At 45.1% G+C, this 25,005-nt stretch carries 11 protein-coding genes and 2 pseudogenes; 4 read left to right on the forward strand and 9 right to left on the reverse strand.

The genetic code is table 11. From position 1 onward, the window contains the following. Window positions 1–17: 17 nt before the first annotated feature. A complete protein-coding gene (locus QZ323_RS05970; RefSeq protein ID WP_294633639.1) occupies window positions 18–1,121 on the reverse strand; it encodes a glycoside hydrolase family 43 protein in 1,104 nt (367 codons plus the stop codon). Between the two features lie 261 nt (window positions 1,122–1,382). Between QZ323_RS05970 and QZ323_RS05975 the strand changes: the two genes are divergently transcribed. The 4 genes and pseudogenes from QZ323_RS05975 (at window position 1,383) to QZ323_RS05990 (ending at window position 10,498) form a co-directional block, all read left to right on the forward strand. Then, a complete protein-coding gene (locus QZ323_RS05975; protein ID WP_294633663.1) occupies window positions 1,383–3,197 on the forward strand; it encodes a sugar-binding domain-containing protein in 1,815 nt (604 codons plus the stop codon). Between the two features lie 17 nt (window positions 3,198–3,214). Continuing rightward, window positions 3,215–7,207, forward strand: coding sequence for a hybrid sensor histidine kinase/response regulator transcription factor (locus QZ323_RS05980; RefSeq protein ID WP_294633641.1), 3,993 nt, complete (start codon window positions 3,215–3,217; stop codon window positions 7,205–7,207). Window positions 7,208–7,219: 12 nt separating this feature from the next. After that, a pseudogene (locus tag QZ323_RS05985) lies at window positions 7,220–9,007 on the forward strand (DUF6057 family protein). A 9-nt stretch (window positions 9,008–9,016) separates the two neighbouring features. Continuing rightward, a pseudogene (locus QZ323_RS05990) lies at window positions 9,017–10,498 on the forward strand (hypothetical protein). Window positions 10,499–11,175: 677 nt separating this feature from the next. Here the strand turns inward: QZ323_RS05990 and QZ323_RS05995 are convergent. The 8 genes from QZ323_RS05995 to QZ323_RS06030 all read right to left on the reverse strand — a co-directional run bounded on the left by QZ323_RS05995 (window position 11,176) and on the right by QZ323_RS06030 (window position 24,559). After that, on the reverse strand, window positions 11,176–12,048 hold the full coding sequence (locus QZ323_RS05995; protein ID WP_294633643.1) for a mechanosensitive ion channel domain-containing protein: 873 nt from the start codon (window positions 12,046–12,048) through the stop codon (window positions 11,176–11,178). 328 nt (window positions 12,049–12,376) lie between these two features. Next, a complete protein-coding gene (locus tag QZ323_RS06000; RefSeq protein WP_294633645.1) occupies window positions 12,377–13,858 on the reverse strand; it encodes a beta-glycosidase in 1,482 nt (493 codons plus the stop codon). 142 nt (window positions 13,859–14,000) lie between these two features. Next, on the reverse strand, window positions 14,001–14,549 hold the full coding sequence (locus tag QZ323_RS06005) for a hypothetical protein (RefSeq protein WP_294633647.1): 549 nt from the start codon (window positions 14,547–14,549) through the stop codon (window positions 14,001–14,003). Window positions 14,550–14,572: 23 nt separating this feature from the next. Then, window positions 14,573–14,944 carry a hypothetical protein gene (locus tag QZ323_RS06010; protein WP_294633649.1) on the reverse strand — a complete coding sequence of 124 codons (372 nt, stop codon included), beginning with the start codon at window positions 14,942–14,944 and terminating at the stop codon, window positions 14,573–14,575. Window positions 14,945–14,974: 30 nt separating this feature from the next. Then, window positions 14,975–16,699 carry a RagB/SusD family nutrient uptake outer membrane protein gene (locus QZ323_RS06015; protein ID WP_294633651.1) on the reverse strand — a complete coding sequence of 575 codons (1,725 nt, stop codon included), beginning with the start codon at window positions 16,697–16,699 and terminating at the stop codon, window positions 14,975–14,977. A 15-nt stretch (window positions 16,700–16,714) separates the two neighbouring features. Beyond that, window positions 16,715–19,465, reverse strand: a complete 2,751-nt coding sequence (locus tag QZ323_RS06020) for a SusC/RagA family TonB-linked outer membrane protein (RefSeq protein ID WP_294633653.1) — start codon at window positions 19,463–19,465, stop codon at window positions 16,715–16,717. A 54-nt stretch (window positions 19,466–19,519) separates the two neighbouring features. Continuing rightward, entirely contained in the window at window positions 19,520–21,349 is a 1,830-nt protein-coding gene (locus QZ323_RS06025; protein WP_294633655.1) for a RagB/SusD family nutrient uptake outer membrane protein, read from the reverse strand. A gap of 21 nt (window positions 21,350–21,370) precedes the next feature. Then, on the reverse strand, window positions 21,371–24,559 hold the full coding sequence (locus QZ323_RS06030; protein ID WP_294633657.1) for a TonB-dependent receptor: 3,189 nt from the start codon (window positions 24,557–24,559) through the stop codon (window positions 21,371–21,373). Window positions 24,560–25,005 lie beyond the last annotated feature (446 nt).

The following is a 25,005-nucleotide window of genomic DNA, read 5'->3' on the forward strand; positions in this document are numbered from 1 at the left end:
GAGACTTTTGCCCTATTTCAATCGGTCGTCCGCCGTGTCCCCGAGGGTTTACGCAGCAAGGTGTCCTGCCTCAACGGACAACCCAATACCGGAATGCCGTCTTTGTCCCACTCCACTTTCTGCATACAGACCTCGTATTTGTCAAGAGAGATAAACATGTCTTCCAGATCCTTGCGCACATTATAAAGGTAGTAATATTCCGTCTCGTCGGGCGAAGGGATGAAGCAGACGATACTGGGTCCATAAAGTTTATCAGACGTATTCTGGTCGAACACCGGAACAGGACACTTCTTCCATGAAGCGGAGTTGAGCAGGTCGGCAGAAGCATCTGCCTGCAACATGCCTTCGCAATAATAAGGCGTCCAGCGGCCACTGGCAGCATAATAAATCAGGATTTTGTCCTGCCGGAGCGACCTGAACACTTGCGGACACTCATTCACATAAATAGGATAGGCGGTGCGATTGCCGTCGATACCTACCCACTGGCACTCCCACTCATATTCCGGTTTCGATATCAGCACACGCTCCGAAGACAAGGTCCAGGGGTTCTCCATCTCGGCAATATAGATGCACTGGTTTTCCTCATAAACCCTGCGGGAAGGCCAGCCGCACCACACCAGATACAAACGGCCGTCCTGCTGGAACACCGTGGAGAACATGGCCACAGACTTCTCCCTGTCCGTCTCAATACGCCCTTTCAGTTTGAATGTGCCCTGCATCGGATCCGGCGAATCATTCTCCAGCACATAGATACAGCGGTCATCCAGGTTATTGTCATTCCCCGTGAAATAGACATACCACTTTGAATCAATGTAGTGTAATTCGGCATCATCAATGTTTCTGACAGAAGAATCGGTGGAATTCCATATATTCTTGAGTTCTTTATCCTTCAGCAGCGTAACATCTTCCGCTGCACGCAAATAGATGTTCGACAGTCCTCCAAAAATACCATAATACATACCGCGATGAAACAGGACGTGATGCCCCAAAGAAGTGGCGGATATAGGGTTGACATAATACTGCAAGGAATCGATTCCGGCAGCATGGTCGGCACGCTTCCCGGAACAACAAGAGAAGCAACACCACACGAGCAAACAAAGAAAAATACAATTAAATCTCATTATACAGCAATTATTTAAGGGATAAACAAATCCGGAATATCCGTCAAATAACCGTATCCTTTTCTATTCCGGTTTCTTTCCGACATTCTCAAAACGTCCGCAAAGTAATGTATTTTATTCTTAAGAAAAAGCACTTGCAACAAGATTCGCCTTTTTTGGTCAGTTTTTATCCTCTCATAAGGACAAATTGGAGCACCTTTGCCCTGATTCCGCACGACAACCGGAAACAACTTTAATTTATAAACAACAGATGATATGAAAATGAAAAGATTGATGTTAGCATGCGCCTTAACGTTGGGTCTGCAAGTTCCTTCCCTCGCCCAATGGAAACCGGCAGGCAACAGAATAAAAACGGAATGGGGAGAGAAACTGAATCCGGACAATGTCCTGCCGGAATATCCGCGCCCCATGATGGAACGTAAAGAATGGAAAAACCTGAATGGTCTGTGGGACTACGCTATCCGTTCCTGTGGAGAAGCGGAACCGAAAGCCTACGACGGCAAGATATTAGTACCTTTCGCCATAGAATCATCGCTGTCAGGAGTAGGAAAGCACCTGGAAGGAAGCCAAGAATTGTGGTACACCCGGCAATTTGAAATACCTTCCGGCTGGAAAGGCAAAAGGGTATTGCTGCATTTCGGTGCTGTGGACTGGAGAGCAGATGTATGGGTCAACAATATCAGTGTGGGCAGGCACGAAGGCGGGTATACCCCTTTCTGTTTCGACGTGACCGATGCCCTGCAAAAAGGGAGCAACAAACTGAGCATACGCGTATGGGACCCAACCAACGAGGGACCACAGCCCGTAGGAAAACAGGCTAACCAGCCGAAAGGAATCTGGTACACAGCCGTATCGGGTATCTGGCAGACTGTATGGCTCGAACCGGTGAACGATATTTACATTGCTTCCTTGAGAATCACGCCCGACATCGACCTCAGACGGTTGCGAATCGAACCCCGGACCGGCGAGAACGAATGGAAAGGATGCCGCATCGAAGCGGAAGTATACGACGACGGCAAACTGGTAGCTACGGGAGCAGCCATCCGTGGAGAGGCTATAGACATCTGCATGCCTGAGAACATGAAATTATGGTCGCCCGATACACCTTTCTTATATACGCTGAAAGTGCGTCTGAAACGAAACGGCGTAGAAACAGACGTAGTGAATAGCTATGCTGCCATGCGGAAGTTCTCCTACAAACGTGATGCGGACGGTGCCGTAAGGATGCAGCTAAACAACAAAAATTTGTTCCAGTTCGGTCCGTTGGACCAAGGCTGGTGGCCCGATGGCCTCTATACCGCCCCCACGGATGAGGCACTGATCTACGACATACAGAAAACCAAAGACTTCGGCTTCAACATGATCCGCAAACACGTGAAAGTAGAACCTGCACGCTGGTACACGCACTGCGACCGTATGGGCATCATCGTATGGCAGGACATGCCGAATGGTGACAAGATGCACGAATGGAATCAGCGTGACTACTTTACCGGTGCCGACCTGACGCGTACTCCGCAATCGGAAGCCATCTACCGCAAGGAATGGAAAGAGATTATGGACTATCTCTACTCCTCTCCCTGTATCGGTGTGTGGGTTCCCTTCAACGAAGGATGGGGCCAGTTCAAGACAGAAGAAACAGCTCAATGGACCAAACAATACGACAGCACCCGACTGGTTAATGCTGCCAGTGGCGGCAATCACTATCCCTGCGGTGACATGCTGGACATTCATAGCTACCCGGGACCTGAGCCCTTTCTCTACGACGCCCAGCGCGTCAATGTGATAGGCGAATACGGGGGTATAGGTTATGTCGTGGAAGATCATGTGTGGGAAGCCGACCGCAACTGGGGATATATCCGGTTCAACACGTCGGAAGAAGTCACTGACGAGTATGTGAAATATGCCAAGGAGTTGAAAAAGTTAGTCCTGAAAGGCTTTACCGGCGCGGTATATACCCAGACTTCGGATGTGGAAATCGAAGTGAACGGCCTGATGACATACGACCGCAAAGTGATCAAAGTAAACGAACAGCGCATCAGGGAAATCAATCTGGATATTTGCAATTCTCTGAAATAAATCCTACATTCGCCGCGATGAAAAGACTGTGTCTCATATTGTGCCTCTTTATCGGGATGTCCGTTTATCCGGCCATCGCCTCCGAAATATTATCGGTAAGAAGGCTCAATGTGGGAAACGGTCTTTCCTACAACACGGCTACCTGCTGCCTGCAAGACAGCTACGGCTTTATCTGGATCGGAACCGAGAACGGACTGAACCGTTACGACGGATACAACAACCGGATATATCGCAGCAACAGCAATCACAAATACTCCTTGGGCAACAGCCACATCAAGACATTGGCAGAGCTAAACCAAGAGTTGTGGATAGGAACTGAAAACGGTATCTATATCTACCGCCATACTTCGGATGACTTCTCACACTTCGACGTCCCTACGCAATTCGGCGTCATCATCAGCAGCGAGATACGGAAGATAGTCAAGACCCGCAACGGCTTGATGTGGATAGCCACCATCGGCCAAGGTCTTTTCATCTATAACCCCCAAACAGGAACCATGAAGCAAGATTGCGTGCGGAACTCTTTCATCAACGACATCTGCGAGGACGAAGATGGCCGCATCTACGTTCTTTCACGCCAGAAGGGACTCATGATATACGATGAAGAGGGAAACCGAAAACCCGCCGATCCTTCCTTAACCGAATTTACCGAAGGGAGCGGAATAAACTTCCTGCAATGTATCGGCGGAAATCTTTGGTTCAATCAAGGCAATAAGTTGTTCTGCTACCAGAAGTTGTTGGGAAACACAGAAGTATATGGAACAAGCGAAAAACGGTTAGGCACCATCCTATGCCTCGTCAAATACAGGGAAAAGAGCCTACTGGTCGGTACGGATAAAGGAATCTTTGCCTTGCAACTGCCACAAAGCACCTTCGAGGAAATCAATCTGCCCACCGGTTTCCTGAATATCAAGCAACCGCATATCAATGACTTGATGTGCGACAACGAAGGCAACATCTGGATAATGACCAACTACAATGGAGTGGAAATCATCAACAACCAACTGAAACGCTTTGAAGCTTATTCTATCCCTGCCACAAACACACACACGGAAGCCGACAGGAAAGAAGTGAGAGCCTTCTACGAAGACCCACAGAAAAATATATGGCTGGGGACTTCCGAAGGTCTGTGGATATTCGACCCTGCAACCAAGAAGTTCAGCGAATACCCCTTCGAGAACATGCCAAAACACCGATTGGATATCTGTAGCCTATTGCCCAACAAAGAGGAACTATGGATAGGCACTTACAAAGAGGGTATCTACAGACTGAATATACATACCGGAAAATGGAAAAACTACCGCTATTCACAACAAATGCCCCATACCATACCCAGCAATGATGTATTGAGTCTCTATCAAGGACATAACGGTACCATATACGTAGGTACCAGCATCGGTCTGTGCCGCTACCGCGCAGAAACCGACAACTTCCTGCCCATCATACAGGTGGGAGCCATGACAGCCGTGACAGACATCCTGGAAGATTCGCAACAACATCTTTGGATAGCCACCTCGAACAGCGGGGTTTTCAGAATGACTACCCCGAAAACGGGTGGCACTATATGGAAGCATTATAAGAAAGTCAACCAGGACTCTACCAGCATTATCAGCAATTCCATCACAAACTTATTTGAAGACAAAAATAATCAGATATGGTTCGGAACCAATGAATCGGGTATATGCCACTTTTCCGAAGCAAACGGGCACTTTTCTGATCTCTTGCCCGACAACAGTACTCCATTGAACGGAAACATGGCATGTGCCATCCGACAAGACCGATATGGAGACTTATGGATTTCAAGCAATAACGGCATCTACAGGGTTTCCCCAAATAACCAAAAGAGAATCAGACAATTCACCATAAACGATGGACTGCAAAGCAACCAGTTTCTACCCAAAGCTTCTTTGCTCTCTTCGGACCATAAGCTCTATTTCGGCGGCATCAACGGGTTCAATATCCTGACCCCCGAAGACATAAAGAACAATCCGCACATCCCTCCCGTATATATCATGGAGATAGACTTTCCGCATATAAACAGCCAAGAGCGGAACGATAACATCGGTAAGGCACTCTATACACAGAAAGAGATACGGTTGCCCTACGAATATAACACCTTCTCCCTACGATTTGCGGCACTCAGCTATGAAGACCCTTCCAACAATCAATATAGTTACCGACTGAAAGGTGTAGACAAGAAATGGATTACAAACAATTCCAACCATTTGGCATCCTACACCCACCTACCGCCGGGAGAATATGAATTCCAAGTAAAAGGAGCCAACAACGATGGCGTATGGAACGAACAGACCACTTCGCTCCGCATCGTCATCACTCCCCCGTATTGGCTGAGCACTCCTGCCTACATTGCCTATGTGTTGCTATTCTTGCTCATCATCGGCTATGTCACCTACCGCTGGCGATTGCACATCAAGCGCAAATACAACCAGATGATGGAAGAGTTCCGCACCACACAAGAGAAAGAGATTTATAAACAGAAAATAAACTTCTTCATCAATCTGGTGCACGAGATACGTACACCACTCAGCCTGATATGCCTGCCTTTAGAGAAACTGCGCGATGAAAAGACAGAAGACCATGGCAGACATCTGTCTCTGATTGAAAAAAACGTCAACTATCTGCTTGAAATCACCAACCAGTTGCTCGATTTCCAGAAAATAGAAAACAAGCAGATGAAACTCAACCTGAAAAGGCACAATGTCAAAACAATCATAAACGACCTTGCCGAACAATTCAAAGATGCGGCATCACTCAAGAACCTCAAACTTATCGTTAACCTGCCTGCACACGATGTGGAAGGCATGATTGACAGTGACATTGTCCGCAAGATCATCGTCAACCTGATGAGCAATGCCCTGAAATATGCGACATCGACCATCGAACTGACCTTAGAGGAAACGCCCGGACAGATTACAATCCATGTAGACAATGATGGTCCGGAAATACCCGAAGGACAGGAAGAAAAGATATTCCAGATATTCTATCAACTGCCAGACCACAAGAAACAAATGCCGGGAACAGGCATCGGACTCGCTTTCTCCAAATCGCTGGCGAAAACCCATCAAGGCACTCTGTCCGCACAGAACCTGCCGACGGGCGGATGTTCATTCACTCTTTCGTTGCCATTAGAGAAAAGCACAACAGAAACTGTCGAACAGGCATTCATGGAAAAGGAAGAGAGTGTAGCGGACATGAACCTGCCGGAAGAGAAACGACAAACGGTGCTGATTGTAGAGGACAATATCGAACTGCAAAATGAGATACGCGAAGCACTGGGACAATGGTACAAAGTGTATACCGCCAACAACGGAAAGGAAGCACTCGAGAAGCTTGAAATGAACGATACCACGGATGTCATCGTCAGTGATGTCATGATGCCCGAAATGGATGGCATAGAGATGTGCCGCCACATCAAGACCAATCTTGCCTACTCGCACATCCCCGTCATTCTGCTGACTGCCAAGACCAATCTGGAATCGAAAACGGAAGGTATGGAGAACGGAGCAGAGGTATATATGGAGAAGCCGTTCAGCATCAGGCAACTGCATAGCCAGATAGAAAATCTGCTGAAGTTGCGTATGGCATTCCATGACTTGATGCTCCAGTCTGCCGGAACCGCACACCAGCCTCCCCTTTCCGAATACATCCTCTCTGAATGTGATATCAACTTTATGAAAGAGGTCGATGCGACCCTTACAAAGAATCTGGATGAAGAAAGTTTCTCCGTAGACCATCTGGCGGACGCCATGAACATGAGCCGCACCAACTTCTACCGGAAGGTGAAAACACTGACCGGAATGGCTCCCAACGTCTATATCAAGAACTTTAGGCTCAACCAGGCTGCCGAACTGCTTGCCCAAAACATGCGCATCAATGAAGTGATGTTGCGCGTAGGATTCATAGCCCCCTCCTATTTCGCCAAATGCTTCAAAGCCAAATTCGGCAAACTGCCCAAAGAGTATCAGAATACACTCGGCAAGCAAGAATAAAAAAACAGATTTATGAAAAACCACACACGCATCCATACGAAGCCATCGTCCCTGAAAGTTTGGGAAACAGGCTTATCCTTATTCTTCAGTACAGCCGTATGGCTCTTCTGGAAGATGGTCTATCCTGCCCATCTCCATTATCACGAACAGTACCAGCTTTTCCTGTTCGACATGGAATACTTTAAGGAGAGAATCGCCATTCCGGGCGGGGTGGCCGACTATATGGGCGAATTTCTGGTGCAGTTTTATTACCATACATGGATGGGAGCCACGATTTTGGCACTCCTGTTCATCGGTCTGCAACTTCTGACATGGACTTTAGCGAAAAGGCTGAAAGCATCGGAAACCTATTATCCGTTGAGTTTTTTGCCGGTAATAGCCGTATGGCACTTTATGTGCGATGAGAATGCTATGTTGTCGTTTACGGTTGCCCTGCTGATGACCTTGGTCTTCAACCATCTCTATACTCTCCTACACACCGGATGGAAACGCGCAGCGTACGTCCTGATAGGCTTCCCAATACTTCTCTGGATGGCAGGAGCGGCGCATCTCGTCTTCATGGGCTGGGTTATCATCAACGAACTGCATACTTGCATCAAGCAAAAGAAATACCTTCGGGGAATCGGTATCACGATAGGCATGTTGGCCTTGAAGGCAGGTTGTACGCTGCTGATAAGCATGCAAATACAAAATCCGGTCTACCAGTTAAGCGGTTTTCTGGGGTACTACCGCTTCCCGGCAGTGATCCCCCCTATGGAGATGACAATCATCCTTCTCTTCATCCTCCTCCCCTACCTGTTGGCAAGACTGCCCCAAATACATAAACATGCAGCCATCTGCATGGGCTTGCAAACTATAGCATTGGCAGTCATAAGTTATCCCTATATCCTTTCCGGATGCAATCTTGACAAGGAAGAGATTATGGAATACGACCAACTGGCGAGAAACCAACAATGGCACCGGATCATACAAAAGGCGGAAGCCAAATCTCCCGTCTCTCCCCTCAGTGTGACGTGTCTGAATTTAGCCTTGGGCAAGACCGGAGAACTGGGTAGGATGTTCGAATTCTACCAGAATGGAACAGAAGGTCTAATGGCAAAATTCCAGCGCAACTTTGTCACTCCGCTTCCCACAAGCGAGGTTTTATACCATTTGGGGATGATCAACGACGCGCAACGCTTTACCTTTGAAGCCATGGAAGCCATACCTAATTTCCGCAAAAGCGGACGTTGCTTCAAGCGGCTGAGTGAAACCAATCTGATTAACGGTCAGTATGAGGTGGCAGCCAAATACCTGCGCTTGTTAAGCAAGACATTGTTCTATAAGGAATGGGCAGAAGAGACCATGACTTACCTCTATGATGAAAACAAAATCAATGCCCATTCGGAATGGGGGCAGTTGCGGCAAATGAGATACACAGAGAATTTCCTGTCCGAAAGCCACGATGCCGGCTTCCTGCTGGCACGTCTGTATGAGCAAAACCAAAAGAACCGGATGGCTTTCGAGTATCTGCTGGCATGCACCTTGCAACAACGCGACTTGCAAGGGTTCATGAAGTACTATTCCTAGGACGCAGACACCGGCCGCAACCCTATCCCACGCAGCCATCAGGAAGCGTTGGCATACGTATGGGGACAGATGCACAAGGATTTCCGGGACATGCCCTACGAATTGTCTCCGCAAGTCATACAGGGTGCCCAAGAGTTCATGCAGATTTATACCTCACAGCCTAACAGACGGCAACTATTGCAAACCCGGTACAAAGATACCTTCTGGCACTACCTGTTAGTTAGAAAATAAGAGAAGAAAATGAAGAATTATTTGATTTGCCTATTATCGGTATGGCTGCTGACGGCATGCAGCCATTCGGTAAGCAACCCTGAGAAGACGAACAAATGCCCGGAAATATATCCTGACTACAAGGGAGTGACTATACCTGCCACCATCGCCCCGATGAACTTCAATTACATCGGTGGAGAACATGAACGCATAGACGTAACCGTGAAGGGAAGCAGAACCGGAGAAATACACATCAATGCCTCGACAGTCTCCTTCCCCGAAAAAGAATAGCACAACCTCCTGGCAGCCAACAAGGGAGACAGCCTGCTGTTTACAGTATGCATCGAGAGCGAGGGAAGATGGAAGCAATATCTTCCTTTCACCATGTACGTCAGCGATGTGCCCATAGACTATGGAGTGGTCTACCGTAAAATCGCTCCGGGGTATGAAGTATATGCCCAAATGGGAATCTACGAACGGGATCTTTCGTCCTTTGAGGAGCATGACCTGTTACAGAACACAATAGTACCGGGCATGTGCCTGAACTGTCATGCTTTCAACCGGACAAATCCCAATCAGTTGAGCCTGCACATACGCGGACAGCACGGTGCAACCCTCATGCAGACAGAAGGACACCGTGAACTGCTCGACACCAAAACAGACTCCACCCTGTCGGCATGCGTCTATCCCTACTGGCATCCGGGAGGAAAATACATCGCCTACTCGGTGAACCAAACCACACAGTCCTTTCACGTAGCCAATGCGGGACGTATCGAGGTGATGGATATGGCATCGGATGTACTGGTGTACCGACCGGACACACACGAATTGCTACAGTCTCCCCTATTGCAGAAAAAAGAGGCTTTTGAAACCTTTCCGGCATTCTCACCGGACGGGAGAAAACTATATTTCTGCTCTGCCACAAACAAACCCATGCCAAAAAAGTATGACGAGATACGCTACAGTCTCTGCTGCATAGACTTCAATCCGGACAACGGTACGTTTGGCGAACGTGTAGACACCCTAATCCATGCAGAAAGATTGAAAAAGAGCATCTCCTTTCCACGCCCTTCCTATGACGGAAAGTACATCATGTTCACCTTGTCCGACTATGGCAACTTCTCCATCTGGCACAAAGAAGCGGATTTATGGCTACTGAACCTTCAAGAGGGCAGCATGCGTGCCATCGACGAGGTGAACAGCGACAATACGGAAAGCTATCACAGCTGGAGCAGCAACTCACGATGGTTCGTGTTCAGTAGCCGGCGTGACGACGGACTATACACCCGGTTATACCTGGCACACATAGGAGCGGACGGGCATGTAAGCAAACCTTTCATGCTGCCTCAAAAGAATCCACAGGAATATTACGATCGGCTGATCTACTCATACAACGTACCGGAGTTTACCAACCAGCCCATACAGTTGGAACATCGTCAGATAGAGAACGAGATTGTGTCCGGCAGACGCGTAAAAGTAAAGGTAAGGCCTTGTCCGAAACAACTCGATTAATACAGAGAAAAGGGCAAAAAAAAGGCTATCTATCCCAGACAGCCAATCTTTGTTAACCTTAAATCTAATACTATGAAAAACACGTTGCAAAGATACGGACTTTCGGGATATCTCCAAACTTTCAGAGCAAAACAAGAAGTTTTATAACATGGTTTAATAGAATAAAGAATGTTATTAACGATCCACTAACTTAATGTTAATAATTTTATTGGCTATTTCCGACTATTGAATTACTCATATTCCACTGTTGTCCCTGCCCATAATATATTATCCATACCCATGATATAGTTAACGTCAGCCCGATACAATTTAAACAGTACAAGGCAAAGGCAAAACTATTGGCGGAATTAAATAGATAAAACTCTAAGAAGGTGTGCCAAAACACCTTTTTTAAGAAAATCACCCCTGCCACAGCTATTTGTGACAAGAGTGATTCTTTCAATTCGGGCATTATGCCACACCTTCTTAGAGGAATAAACGTAAACTTCAGACGCTCCGAAACGGACGATTTTGCCTCATGAGACAAATGATTTTGGCTCGTGAGACGAATAAATTCATCCCATGAGATGATTTTTCTCAGCTCACGAGACGATTTTATTCAGCTCACGAGCCAAATTTAGGAGAAAAAACTCTATGAGGAGGATGGACTCTTTTCCAAGCGTCACAACAAGCAACTATCAGTCTTTAGCCTGATGTACAGTCAGTTGTGGGAAGGGGAAACCAATACCCTCCTTATTGAATACAGAGTAAATAGTCTTATTCATATCAAAATAAACACCCCAATAGTCCTCACTTTTCACCCACACACGGATAATGACATTCACACTACTTGCATCGAGTGCATGAAGGGCAACGAAAGGTTCCGGATCGGTAAGTATCCGCTGATCTTCGGCTATAATACGACGGGTAGTCTCTTCTACCTTATCATAATTCTCGCCATACTCTACGCCAATCACCCACTCTACGCGACGGGTGCTTTCGCGGCTGTAGTTGGTCACCGTACCACTACTCAGGGCACCGTTCGGAATGTAAATCACTTTATTGTCTCCCGTTACCAATATCGTATGGAAGATTTGAATCTCACGTACCGTACCCGTCACTCCCTGGCTTTCGATCAAATCTCCAACCTTGTAAGGACGAAGCAACAATACGATCAGACCGCCGGCAAAGTTCTGCAGGTTTCCCGACAATGCCATACCGATAGCTACACCGGCAGATGCCAGCAAGGCTGCAAACGAAGTAGTCTCTACCCCTAACTTACTGATAACGGCTACAATCAACAGAATAGTCAGCAGAATATTCACCAAGCTCTTGACGAAACTCTGAATACTGGCATCTATACGACGCTTTGCCAACAATCGAGCGACCATCTTATTAAGGAAAGAGATCAAGAAACGACCGACTATGAAAATCAACACGGCACCAATGATACGCCCACCGGCACTTACCCCCCAATCTATCAATTGCTGAAGAAGGATTTGCAACTTACTGAAACCGTCTCCCACTACTGTCTCCGTAAGAGGAGCTGCTGTTTGTAATAATAATGACATAATATTATTTGTTTGATGTTAATAAAAAAGTCTTAAAGCAAAATAGAAAACATTCTTCTGGCTTTTAACTCCTGGCCGCCTTGTCGGCTGCTAACTCCTGTTGACTCCTGCTAACTCCTGTTGGCTCCTGAAATCCTTGGTCGAAAATATTTCCTGTTTGCAAAAATAACAAATATATCCGACGATTCGTTCACGGGAATTACTTATTTCGACGAAAGTACTCATTCCCTGCCCTATACATAGCAATTTCGAAAACAAATAAAAAGAGTGTACCTGCAAAAACAAGTACACCCTCCCGCATTATACCATTAGTACTCTACAAGAAAAATCACTTCATGCAGAACGTATTAAAAGAATGTGCCTGCAAGGTTACATCCAAATATTTGTTTCTCAACTTTACAGTCAGCTGACGTGCTTCGTCATTAAAATTGCCGGCAACTACCAGATATTTATTCTCCGGTGTAAGGAATACCATGACAGGCAACCAATCTTCATCCCTCTCCTTATAGTTCAGCACTTTCGTTCCCGAAACAACTTTATTACTGAAATGTTTCACCGCATAATATTCCGGAGTATAGGTAGCAGAACCACTTTTAGAATCCACCCGAATCAGTGCATTCTGCTTCCAGCCCCAGCTGCTCTTTCCTTCATCGCACAAGATTGCATTCCAAAAAGTGTACTCCTCACAGCCATTCCCTAAATAATGGTTAATCAAATGGAACGTCTTTTCGGCAGCCTTCCAGTCGAATGTACCTGAGCCACATTCGTTCTCCGTCTGCATATACTTATAGTTAGGATACTTCTTACGGATTTCCGGAAGAATCTGTCCGCCCCACCATTGGAAACCGATACCTTCTACAGCATCTTTCATGCGCGGGTCGGAAAGAATCTTCTCTACCAATTCGATGCGGTTCGTATTGAGCGTACCCAAGTAGAGCTGTACATCGGGATGCTGCTGCTTCAATGTCGGAGCAAAATATTCCACATTGAAACGGATGATCCCTTCGGGTGTCCATGCACAAGCCGGATAGATGGAATAGGCCCACGGCTCATTCTGGAACATGACTCTGGAAATGTCGATTCCCTCTTCCTTATATGCCGATACGAATTTGCAGAAATAATTGGCATACGTCTGCAAATAGCGCGGGTCCTGAATAAAATAATCGTTGGCTGCCACCTGTTTGGGATAAAATCTCTTATCAAGATTGCTCACTCCCTCATAAAGAGCTATTTCAGCCTCGGCAGACAACTGGTTTACACCGAGCTTGTGCTTCACGGAATAATAATGATTCACCTTCATCCAAGAAGGAGGCGACCAGGGAGAAGCCCAAAAAGCAATATCGGGATTCACCAATTTGGCTCTCTTTATATAAGGTATAAGTGTCGTCTTATCGCGATCAATATTAAAATACTTCAATTGGAAGTCACCCGGCACTTCATCACAACTATACCAATCACGCGCATAATCGTTAGCATTCATAGGAATACGCCCCATCGAGAAACGCAAGTCGCCATTTGGGGAGAACAGGTCGTTCAGTACGGCATCCTGCTGCTTTAAAGGCAGCATATTGAGCGCGTCCCAGCCTAACTCATTAAAACAGGTCCCCCATTTCTTGAACACCTGAATACTTTGGGTTGCATCAGCCACCAACAACGGTGTGTTTTGCGTACTTGTTTGCAACTTCGTTTTCGTCTCACGCCATACATCACCCTCCGTACTGCTGATCCAAGTGACCGACTGAGCGTGAATCGTAGAAAAGCCTGCCAACAGACTTCCTAACAGACATAATTTCTTCAATTTAGTTTTCATATTTTTTTTTATTATAACATATTTGGCTTGACTTTCAAAGAAGTATGGATTTAAGCTTTCTGATTCAGAAAGAGCAAAGAAAGCGGAAAAAGTCTCTCCAAAAGGATGAGATCCTTCTCCGCTTCTTATCACTTACATTATTTTAGTTATTCTCCCACTCTGAGGCAAAGTCTACTCCCGGAAATGCAAGGTAAAGCCAATAATAGCCTGTTCCCCAATCAATCTTTGCTTCAGCGCTATACCAATAAGGCACTATAGTAAAAAGTTCAATTTCACCGTCATTGCCGAATCGAGCATAGCTCTCTTCATCATATCCGGCATAGTTGCTACCTAGTTGAGACGGATAATACCCTTTTATATCATATCCATTATAGGATAAATTTATATAAATCGGACTCTCCCAAGATACATAGCCGTCTTTATTCAAGGTAAATTCCAAATACTCCGTTTGGGTTCCAAAACCATAATTATAACTAGACCAATCCTCCATAAGATCACCATCCAACCGTTCTTTCGTATAAGGACTCTTAATGCGGTAAATAGGAGCATCATCACGTTTCTCGATAGTAACTTCATCCCAGAACCAAAATACTTCATCAACCCATTGTCCTTTTCCTATCTCGTTCCATATAATCGGCTTGATCCGAGTACAGGTATAGACATAATTGGTGTATTCGCTAAATTTATCCATCTCCGCCTCATCCAATCCAAGTTTCAGGACATAGGATTATCATAACCCGCATTATCGAAACTAATGGTAATATCTGCTTTACTGGCTCCGGCTTCAAAGCTTACCGTCTGTGGAACGGTGAACACATTATCATCGTTGTTCAGCACCACGATAGAATAAGTAGCTGCTGCATCCGTTTTCCCACGATAGACCGAAATAACGTCAGTAGTGGAGGCCGTTGGTTGAATTGTCATTATTTTCGTATTATTCACACCGAAAGTAAGTTCAGGACCACTGTCAGCCAAAGGCTTCAACGCCTCCTGATAATCTATCGGATCGTTGCTACAGGAAACCAACATCCCGCAAATGCTCCATAATAAGAGCAGATACAAATATTTATTATTCAATAATTTCATATCATTTGTATTTTAATAAATTATGGTATATTACCAACCCGGATTCTGTTCCAAATTAGGATTCTTATACCTTTCGGTATTAGAAATCGGGTAAAAGTACAGTTTGTCGGTGATGGTACGGGTCTCATACAGGAATCTGTCATATTGAAAACTATCGCCCACCTTTTGTACTTTCACACTATAAATCTCAGCAGTCTTGTCCAACTCCTTCCAACGACGTATATCCCAGAAACGATGTCCTTCGAATGCCAACTCCACACGGCGCTCGTTTTTCAACCGTTTCAGAAACTCAACGTCTGTCATACCTGCTGCCAAAGGTGGCATATTCACATCCGAACGTTGGCGAATCTGATTAACAGCATCACGGGCACTTAATGGGAACTCCGCATCCGTGTAGTCCGGATTGTGGAAAGCGTTGACCATTGCTTCCGCATAATTCAACAACACTTCAGCATAACGGAACAGCACCCAGTTATGACGTGCTGATGTTGTCTGAGAACCAGAAGCAAAGCTGATATCTTTATTCACATACTTACGCAGATAGTAACCGGTTGTAGTGGCATTGGTCAATGGCAGTCCGTTGGCACCACCTTCCCAAATCTCAATCTTCTGGCTTGCCGGCCACTCCATACCGTTGTAGACTACGGTCATTGCCAAACGAGGGTCACGATTGGCATACGGATTTGCCTTCATAGTTGAATTATTCCAATCAAATGCTTCACCAGAAGTCATTTCAAAAGCATCCACCAAGTTCTGCGTCGGACAAGTATTGGTGTTACCACCTTCCACACCCATTGGGAAGTTAGCTCGTTCAAAAGCACCATAAGTACCAATCGGACGAGCCATAATCATTTCCTTACTGGTGTTATTGTTTGCACCGAACAAATTAGCAAACCTATCCAATTGATAATTCAATCCCGTCTCCGGATTGATAATGGCGTATGCAGCACGTGCAGCATCTTTCCATTTTTCCTCTTGATTATCATTGCCTGCAAACAACGGGCTTGCCATATAAAGCATCAATCTTGCTTTCAGTGCCAATGCAGCTCCGCGCGTAGCACGCCCCGTTTCTTTATCAGCAAAACCCGAATAATCTAACGGAAGCAATGTAGCCAATTCTGTACACTCGCTCAAGATAAACTTGGCTACAGTCTCAAAAGAAGAGGGATGTACGTTATTGGCTTCGCCTGGAGAGAGAACTTCCAGTACCAACGGAACATTGTAATAACGTTTAATCAGCTCGAAGTAATAAAAAGCGCGTAAAAAACGTACTTCATATGCAAAGTTGGTATGATTTTTAATCATATCATTATAGTTGTCCGAGAACTCCCAATCTTTGAAGTCTTCACCTTCCGACTCTTTCAAGTAGAGATTAGCAGCACGAATGGCAGCATAATAAGTTTCCCATACATCATCAACCGTACGCACAGCCGACCATGTTCCATCCACGAAACGCCAAATAGCATCTGTCTTATAAACATGAATAGCATCGTCTGTAGCAGCATCCAACATCGCATTGCCGGTAAGGTCAGCATTCGTAGCAGTAGTAGCCTGTGTGTCACTGGTCCCCATACTACCGAAATCGTGCGGCAAGTAACCATAAATATTGGTCACCATTCTCTTAGATCGGTCATAACTGTTGAACATCTCTTCCTTGGAATAGTCAGAAGATTCATCACAGTCCATGAAATCACATCCTGCCAGCATACCTACTGCCAAGAGCAACATTATATTTCTGAATTTCATTAGTTTCATTACTCTATTATTTGATTAGAAACACAAATTAACACCAAATGTAAATTGACGCATCAAAGGATGGTAAGCTCCCACTGATTCAGGATCGGAAATGCCTTCCAGCTTATTCACACTGAACAAATCGTAACCACGAGCAAATATTTTAGCCTTCTGCAAGCAGTGCAAACTCTTCAGCCAGTTCTCCGGCAATTGGTAGTACACTTCCAGCGTACGTAGTTTCAGATAAGATGCATCTGCCACCCACAATGAATTGGTGTTGTAATTGTTATTTGAACCAATAGTTGTCAGACGCGGTAACTTTCCGTTCGGAGTGTTTTCGCTCCAACGATTGTCATAATAGTACTGTGAAATAGTATTGTTACTAATCAGCGGACGATAAACACTTTCCGTGTTCAGCACTGTACTGTAGTTAGAAGCACCTTGGAAATAAGCCATAAAACCGAGTCCCTTATATTCTGCTCCTACATTGAATCCGTAATAAATTTCAGGACATACACTATTATAACCTATGGCTACTTGGTCATATTCATCAATACGCTTGTCTCCGTTCTGGTCTTTAAACTTCAAATCACCCGGACGAACTTCAGACAAATACTGCTTCACTTCGCGATTGTCAATATCTTGCTGGTTTTGGTAAATGCCCTCCACCTCGTAACCGAAGATTTGGCTTACCGGACGTCCCGTACGTTTCAAGTAATCGTACGGACGATACACTTCATCCATTTCGATAATCTTGTTACGGCTAAAACTAAACTGTCCGCCTAATTGATAACAGACATTACCGATACGATCGTTCCAGTTGGCTGCTACATCTACACCGAAAGAATTAATCACTCCGTCGTTCACCTGAGGAGCTGTGATACCCAATACAGAAGACATAATACCTGAGCCGCTCACCAAGATATCCGTACGGTGGTCATAGTATCCGTCGATAGTCAATGACAAACGATTCCAAGCCATGAAGTCGATTCCAGCATTCAGTTTATGCGACTTCTCGTATGTCAACCCTGCCGTTGCCAAACGGCTTTCTCTTGAACCACTTAAAGCAACCGGGGTATCACCGAACAAGTAAGTACCACCTCCACCATAAGAAGGTCTGAACAAATTTACAGCATAATCGGCACGTCCTGCCATACCATACGAAGCTCTCAGTTTCAAGGTATTCAGCCAATCAGCCTTCAGTCCATTCTCTTCTGACAAGAGCCAACCTAATCCCACTGAGGGGAAGATACCCCAACGGTTGTCCGGATCCAGAATACTGGCTGCCGAACCAGCCAACGCGAAATCCAACAAATAGCGGTTCTTGTACGTATAGTGTGCCTGAGCCACAACGTCCATAAAGGCACGTCCAGTGTTCCGAGCACGTTGCGTTGTTTTATCCATATTATAGAACAACATGGCATTCAACTTATGATTATTCCACGTACGGTCATAATTGACTTGCGCATTTATATTCAGGTGACGTACAACATCATTGATACCGGTATAGAATTCCAATGCGGTTTCATTCGTCAAGACATTGTATCTGTTATTTGCACCATCCCATCCCTTAATAGCCGATTCGGAAGCAAAATCACGTACATTGGAATCTACATATTGAGCTTCGTTGTCAAAACCAATCCGGAAGCCGGCTGATAAGCCTTTAGTCAGGAAATCCAATTTTTGAGTTAACTGCATATCTGCATACAAGTTACGAACCTGCGTACGTTCATATCCCACAGCAGAAATCAATGCCATCGGATTATTGTCATACACTGTAGTCGCTCCCCATAAATTATGACTCGTTTTCATCGGTATAGCTCCCGAAGGTACTTGATACAAAGCAGCAAAAATACCATCCGTACCATCGTAGTTGTAAGGTTCATTGTACTCGGCAAAGCTACCGCGGACACCCAATGCCAACTGTGTAGTCTTACCCAAATTAATATCCAAGTTAGTCAAAAAGTTCAATTTGGAAACTTTAAGCTGAGTAGAATAACCTTCATTGTCTTCTGTCGGTCTGTAGATGCCTTGATCATTCACATAGTTTAACTGTGCAAAATACTTGGCAACATCACCACCGCCACGCATAGAGAAGTTAACGTTGTTCGTATAGCTATGCTCACGCAACGCTTCATTCCACCAATCCACATTGGGATAAAACTCAGGATAAGTCTGATTCTTGAAAGCATTCAATTCGCGTTCGCTGTAAGCCGGCGAAAGTCCGTCGTTTGTCCGTCCCTCATTCAGAGCTTGAGCATAAGTGTATCCATCAGCCATTTGGGGTTTATAAGTAGGTGTTCCCACTTTAAATTCATAGTCGAGCGTAATTATCGGCTTACCCGAATAACCGCGCTTCGTCTTGATGTAGACTACACCATTGGCACCGCGGATACCGTATAAACTAAGGGCGACAGCATCTTTCAGTACAGTCACAGACTCAATGTCCTGAACAACCAAATAATCGATGTCACGTTCAAAACCATCAATCAAGATAAGAGGGGTTGCGGTATTGCTGGTTCCCACGCCACGAACATAGATTGTAGCACCATCATTATATGCAGGACCTGCATTCTGTAATACTTGCAGTCCGGGAATCAATCCGAACAACGCATTGGATCCCAGCGTACTGGTCCGATGTTCGAGTACGTCTGCCGTAACCGTAGCAGCGGCAGTGGTCGACTCTTTCTGGCTGAACGAGAAACCTCGCCCATATTGCTGTATGCTGTCTGCTACCTGAGCCACTGATGCTGAAGAGAACAGTAGCCCTGCAATTAATAGCTTCATACTTTTTTCCATAAGTATCTTAGTTATTTCTTTATTCTAATCGTATTCAAATCATTATTCCCATCCCGGATTCTGTACAAGACCGTATCCTTTGTTCACTTCTGAGGGTGGGAAAGCACTCAAGTACCATTTAGATGAGAAACCTCCAGGTCTCTGCCAAGCTCTTTCTGTCAACTCAGGAAATTCAAGCAGGTATTCATTTGTAGTCTTATGACGATAAATGTTGATTCCATGCAAACGCTTGGTGAAATCGGCTTCACGTTTCCAACGGATAAGGTCGAAGAAACGTACTTCCTCAAATCCAAACTCACAGGCACGTTCGCGAAGCACTTCTTCACGGAACTGTTCTTGATTCAAACCAGTCTTAAGACCACCCAAACCTACACGTGCACGTACCTTATTTACATATTCATAAGCCTTGGCATTAGGACCACCATTGGCTTCATTCAGAGCTTCAGCATATGACAGATAAACTTCTGCCAAGCGAAGGATTGGCCACTGCATCAAACGATTTTTGAATTCACCTTGGCGGTCAAGCGCAAATTTACGGACAGGCAGACCGGTATCCAAGCTGTGGCTATCCAATACACTACTTTGCCCCCAGTTAGCACCTTTCGGATAATTTTTCTTATCATCTGCTTTTTCTTTACGTATATCCGCTACACCGCTACCGAACTTATCACCATCTATCACAATCGTTTCATACAAACGGGGGTCACGGTTGATAAACGGATTCTCCCTATGTTCCGGATTGTTCCAATCAAATTCACTGCCATCTGCCATTGGGAACATATCGAAATATTCCTTCGTAGGACACCAAGCTCCCCAGCGCATAGATTGTAGCAGATAACTGTTAGAGTTCGTATAAGAATATAGACGGCATGAAATCAACATTTCCGAAGTACCACGTGTATAGTATGCATCACGGAAAGCCATCCGATATTCACTGTTTTGTACCAAATCACAGCCACCTTCCGACATGGCATTAATAAATTCCTCACAAGCGTTTACGGCATCCTGCCAACGTTTAACATCATAGTTTCCGAACCATGTCATCAGTTTTTCAGAAGCCTCTCCCTCATAATAAGGAGTATTCGAATTAAACAACGGACTGGCAACAAATAACAGCAAACGTGTCTTCAAACCCAAAGCGGCAGAACGGGTCAATCTTCCACTCCAGTTATCTGATTCAGCCGCGCTGATAACCCACGGCAAATCCTTACAAGCAGCAGCTTCGTTCAACAACCGAACAATGAAGTCTACGTTTTCTTGCAAAGTGGCACGTGCCGGCAAGTCGGTCTCATTCGGATCAAATGAGTGGTCCACAATGGGCAACGCACCGAAGTGACGAAGCATCTCCACATAATGAACGGCGATCATAATCTTAGCTTCTGCCTTCAATCTATTCTTTTCTGCTTCCGACATATCAGGTACCCTATCGATATTTTCTATAAGCATCCACGAATAACGTATACCAATCCATCCCGGACGAACCGTGAAACGATATTTAGTAGAACCTATATCCTTTGACGCACTATTATCCTCGGAACCAGCATTGTACAAACCACTATAATATAACGCTTCCACTCCACCATAACCTACACAGGATTGATTCAAGTCAGTCAACCCTTCCAAAATATTTACTCGCATTGCATTTCGACAATTGTAACCGGTTGGTACCCCATACGGCAGTGTTCCGTATGTAAGATACAAGAAACTACGGGTGTAGTCAGCAGAAGCGAAGACGGTATCTATTGTGATATCGCCACTGGGCGGCTTCTGAAGAAGCTTCTCTCCAACAGCAAAGTCCTCACATGACATCGCCATCATTGCCAGTAGTAACGACAACAGCGAACCTTGAATATATTTTTTTGTCAGTTTCATATTTTTTCCTTTCTTCATCAATTAAAATCCAAGTTTCAATCCTAAATTCATGACCTTAACAACCGGATACATGGTGCTTGCTCCGGTACGTGCTTCCGGATCAATCACTTTTAGCTTATCAAACGTCAAAAGATTGTAACCGGTAGCATATATTCTAAGGCTACCTAAATGCATTTTTTGAAGTGCTTTCTTTGAGAAGCTGTAACCAATCTCCACATTTTTCAAACGCAGATAAGAAGCATCGCGCAACCACAAGTCGGAAGCTCGGTTATTGTGCGCAGAATTAGCAAATGTTATAGCAGGGAATTTAGCAGCATCTCCCTTTTGAGTCCAAGTGTCGGTAGTGAAATATTTCACCAACGAGTAGTTCTGGTTAGGTCCATAAGGTGTACGGAATATATCATCCAACATACGAGATACTTTAGCAGCTCCCTGCCAAGTCATACTAAAATCGAAACCTTTGTATGAGAATCCTAAATTGATACCTCCAGTCAGTTGAGGATAAACCGGATTTCCAATAGCACACACGTCATTCTGGTCAATCTTCATATCACCATTCAAATCCTTGAACTTCGCATCTCCAGCGTGGGGGGCAAAGCCTGAACCATAGTCGGGTATAGTCTTCCCACGTTCTGCCTCGTAAGTTGCCACTTCGGCTTCAGAGAAGAAGCCGTCGAATTTATAACCAAAATTTTGTCCTACCGAACGACCTGTTTCCGACATATATTCATATGGTTGAGGAACTTCGTCCATAAAGACAATCTTATTCTTAGCATACGACAGACTGACACCAATGTTATAATCGAATTTTCTTACATTATCTTTCCAAGTCACGCTAACTTCATATCCTTTGTTGTTCACCTTACCGAGGTTAGCAGCAGGCATTTGTACAGCGAAGTACGTAGGGTTAGTCTTTCTTGAAATCAAGATGTCACGACGGTGTTCGATAAAGTAGTCCATATTCACTTTCAGCTTACTGTTAAGCAAATAGAGATCGATACCGTAATTCTGCTTGGCAGCAGTTTCCCAAGTAACACCCATATTTCCCAACTTTGCTTCCTGCACCACATCTACCGTGCTTGTCTTGTTTCCGAAATAAAATCCTCGAAGTGTTGTAGCAGTAATGCTACCTGAAGCACTACTACTGGAACTGATTGGAGAGGTATTGTATGCGCCCAACAAATAAAGGAAACGAGCATCAGAACTCGTTTGGTCATTACCTACGATACCGAAAGAAGCCCTAAGCTTAAGATAATTCAGGAAGGGCTTCAAAGGCTGCATGAATTTTTCTTCAGAAACAATCCAACCTGCAGAAAAAGCGGGGAATAAACCGAAACGCTTGCCGGGTGCAAAGTTCTCAGAGCCGTTATAACCGATATTAACATCTAACATATATCGTGTATTCCAGTCATAGGTGGCACGTCCTACCAGACCTATGTAGCTTCTCGGAATATCTACATAATAAGAAGAAGGATAGTAAGTCATGGATTCATTGTACATGACCAAACCGGTAACATGGTGCTTGCCGAAATCACGTTTGTAGTTGACAGCAGCTTCTACATACCAGTCTCTACTCTTACCTACAGATTCTGAATAGCCAAGAGTGGTTTTCTCGCCTACACGACGATAGTTTATGGAACCATCGGTATTCATGATAGTTTCATAGTGCGGAGAAGTTCCGGTACGAACCTTGTACAAGGTCACTCCACTGTTGTATGAACCCTTCACATGCATTTTCAAGCCTTTAGTCAAGAAATCAAGTTTCTGCTCTGCCACAAAGTCGAAGTTGAGGGTATTCCCGCCACGAGTGTTATATCCTTTACCATAGTAAGGATACAGACCATCGCGCATGTTACCCGGTATATTGGCTATGGTCTTGGTATCCGACCAAATCCATTTGCCATCCACAAGACCAACACCGGAAAACGGAGTAGCCCAATAGATATCACGGAACAGATAAGAAAGGTCGCCGTTTGAGTTACCTTCATAGTTCGGCTGTCTTCTATCGGTTACCCGTCCGCCGATATTCACGCGAAGCTGGGTAGTCTTCGTGACATCCATATCCAGGTTGACACGGTAGTTATAACGGTTGTATTTGAAATTAGCGTTATAATCTGTTTCGAAAGAGCGGAACAAACCGTCTTGCGTGAACACACCCAACGAAGCGAAATAGCGTAATTGCTTTGTACCGCCGGAGATGGTCAGGTTGTGCTGTGTCTGCAACGCAGAGCCTTTAATCAACATATCAATCCAGTCGGTATCCGGATACGCCATCGGATTGCTGCCTGTACGGAACGTTTCAATCGTTGCATCAGTAAAAGCCAATGAACCTTCGGCCACCCCATCGCGACGTTGTGCAGCCACATAGTTGGAGGCATACTCGTAACTATTAGCAAATTCAGGCATACGTGTAGGTACCTGTAGAGCCACGGAAGTAGAGAAGTTCACTTTAGCCTTACCTTCCTGTCCGCGTTTTGTGGTCACCAGAATAACACCGTTGGCACCACGAACACCAAACACAGCCGTAGCAGAAGCATCTTTCAGGATGGTGATGTCTTCCACCTCATTCGGGTCCAACTGGAAGAAAGAACGTTCTACTCCATCAACCAACATCAGCGGGCGGGACATGGATTCGGAAAGAGAACCGACACCACGCACATAGAGTGTAGCATCATCGGCACCCGGTTGTCCGGTAGTCTGCACGGTAGATAAACCTGGCATCTTGCCCGAAAGGGCATTACCGATGCTCGAAACCGGAGTTTTCAGCACATCTTTTGCTGTGATGGAGGACATGGCACCTGTTACAGTCACTTTTTTCGTTGTACCGTATGCCACAACTTGCACTTCCTGCAATTCCTGCACGTTCTCATTCAACTCTATCTTCAGAGAAGACTGACCGGTATATACAATTTCTTTGTTATCGTATCCTACATACGACACAACAATTGTGGCGCCCACCGGGACTTCCAATTTAAAGTTACCATCCAAGTCGGTGATAACTCCATTGGTGGTTCCTTTTACAAGAACACTAGCACCAATCACCGGTCCATAACTGTCTGTTACGGTTCCGGAGACCCATTTGCGATTCTGTTGTACAATAGGACTTGCAACCGAACTCTCTCCCGACACATTATTTCCGACTGGGAAAGCTACTTGTCCTAATGACAAAGACACCGCCAACATCCATACCCGTTTCTGGGGTATCTTCATTGGGAAAAAGGAGTTTTTCATCATTGTTTAAATTTTAAGATTAAAGAATCATATTTAGCAGCATAGCGTTACTATGCTTTTGCAAAATTAAACATCTTTTGTTTTTTCAGTTCCGTCTACCATTCAGAAGAAGGTATTGTATCGTACGTGGGTCATAATAAATGGTGTGTGTACAAAAACACACCCTAAACGGACAATTATACTCCCTCCTTTCCAGCCTCCATCTACGATCAGGAAGGAGGATTGACAGCTATATGAGGTACATTCTTCCAGGAGTATTTTCAATCCGTTGGCGGAATTTAAATATGTATCCGGAAATTTTGGAGTGGCTAAAGTTCACGTTTGTGTCGCTAAACCTTAGCTTTGTCATGCCAAACCTTAGCTTTGTCATGCTAAACCTTAGCTTTGTCATGCTAAACCTTAGCTTTAATCAAGTTCTTCTTCTA

The organism is uncultured Bacteroides sp., from assembly GCF_910585845.1.
In the GTDB taxonomy this organism is placed as follows: Bacteria; Bacteroidota; Bacteroidia; order Bacteroidales; family Bacteroidaceae; genus Bacteroides.

Excerpts from the sequence above, each read along its gene's own strand:
- QZ323_RS05970 (WP_294633639.1), bottom strand. The coding sequence starts at position 1,121 with ATGAGATTTAATTGTATTTTTCTTTGTTTGCTCGTGTGGTGTTGCTTC.
- QZ323_RS05975 (WP_294633663.1), top strand. The coding sequence starts at position 1,383 with ATGAAAAGATTGATGTTAGCATGCGCCTTAACGTTGGGTCTGCAAGTT.
- QZ323_RS05980 (WP_294633641.1), top strand. The coding sequence starts at position 3,215 with ATGAAAAGACTGTGTCTCATATTGTGCCTCTTTATCGGGATGTCCGTT.
- QZ323_RS05995 (WP_294633643.1), bottom strand. The coding sequence starts at position 12,048 with ATGTCATTATTATTACAAACAGCAGCTCCTCTTACGGAGACAGTAGTG.
- QZ323_RS06000 (WP_294633645.1), bottom strand. The coding sequence starts at position 13,858 with ATGAAAACTAAATTGAAGAAATTATGTCTGTTAGGAAGTCTGTTGGCA.
- QZ323_RS06005 (WP_294633647.1), bottom strand. The coding sequence starts at position 14,549 with ATGGATAAATTTAGCGAATACACCAATTATGTCTATACCTGTACTCGG.
- QZ323_RS06010 (WP_294633649.1), bottom strand. The coding sequence starts at position 14,944 with ATGAAATTATTGAATAATAAATATTTGTATCTGCTCTTATTATGGAGC.
- QZ323_RS06015 (WP_294633651.1), bottom strand. The coding sequence starts at position 16,699 with ATGAAACTAATGAAATTCAGAAATATAATGTTGCTCTTGGCAGTAGGT.
- QZ323_RS06020 (WP_294633653.1), bottom strand. The coding sequence starts at position 19,465 with ATGAAGCTATTAATTGCAGGGCTACTGTTCTCTTCAGCATCAGTGGCT.
- QZ323_RS06025 (WP_294633655.1), bottom strand. The coding sequence starts at position 21,349 with ATGAAACTGACAAAAAAATATATTCAAGGTTCGCTGTTGTCGTTACTA.
- QZ323_RS06030 (WP_294633657.1), bottom strand. The coding sequence starts at position 24,559 with ATGAAGATACCCCAGAAACGGGTATGGATGTTGGCGGTGTCTTTGTCA.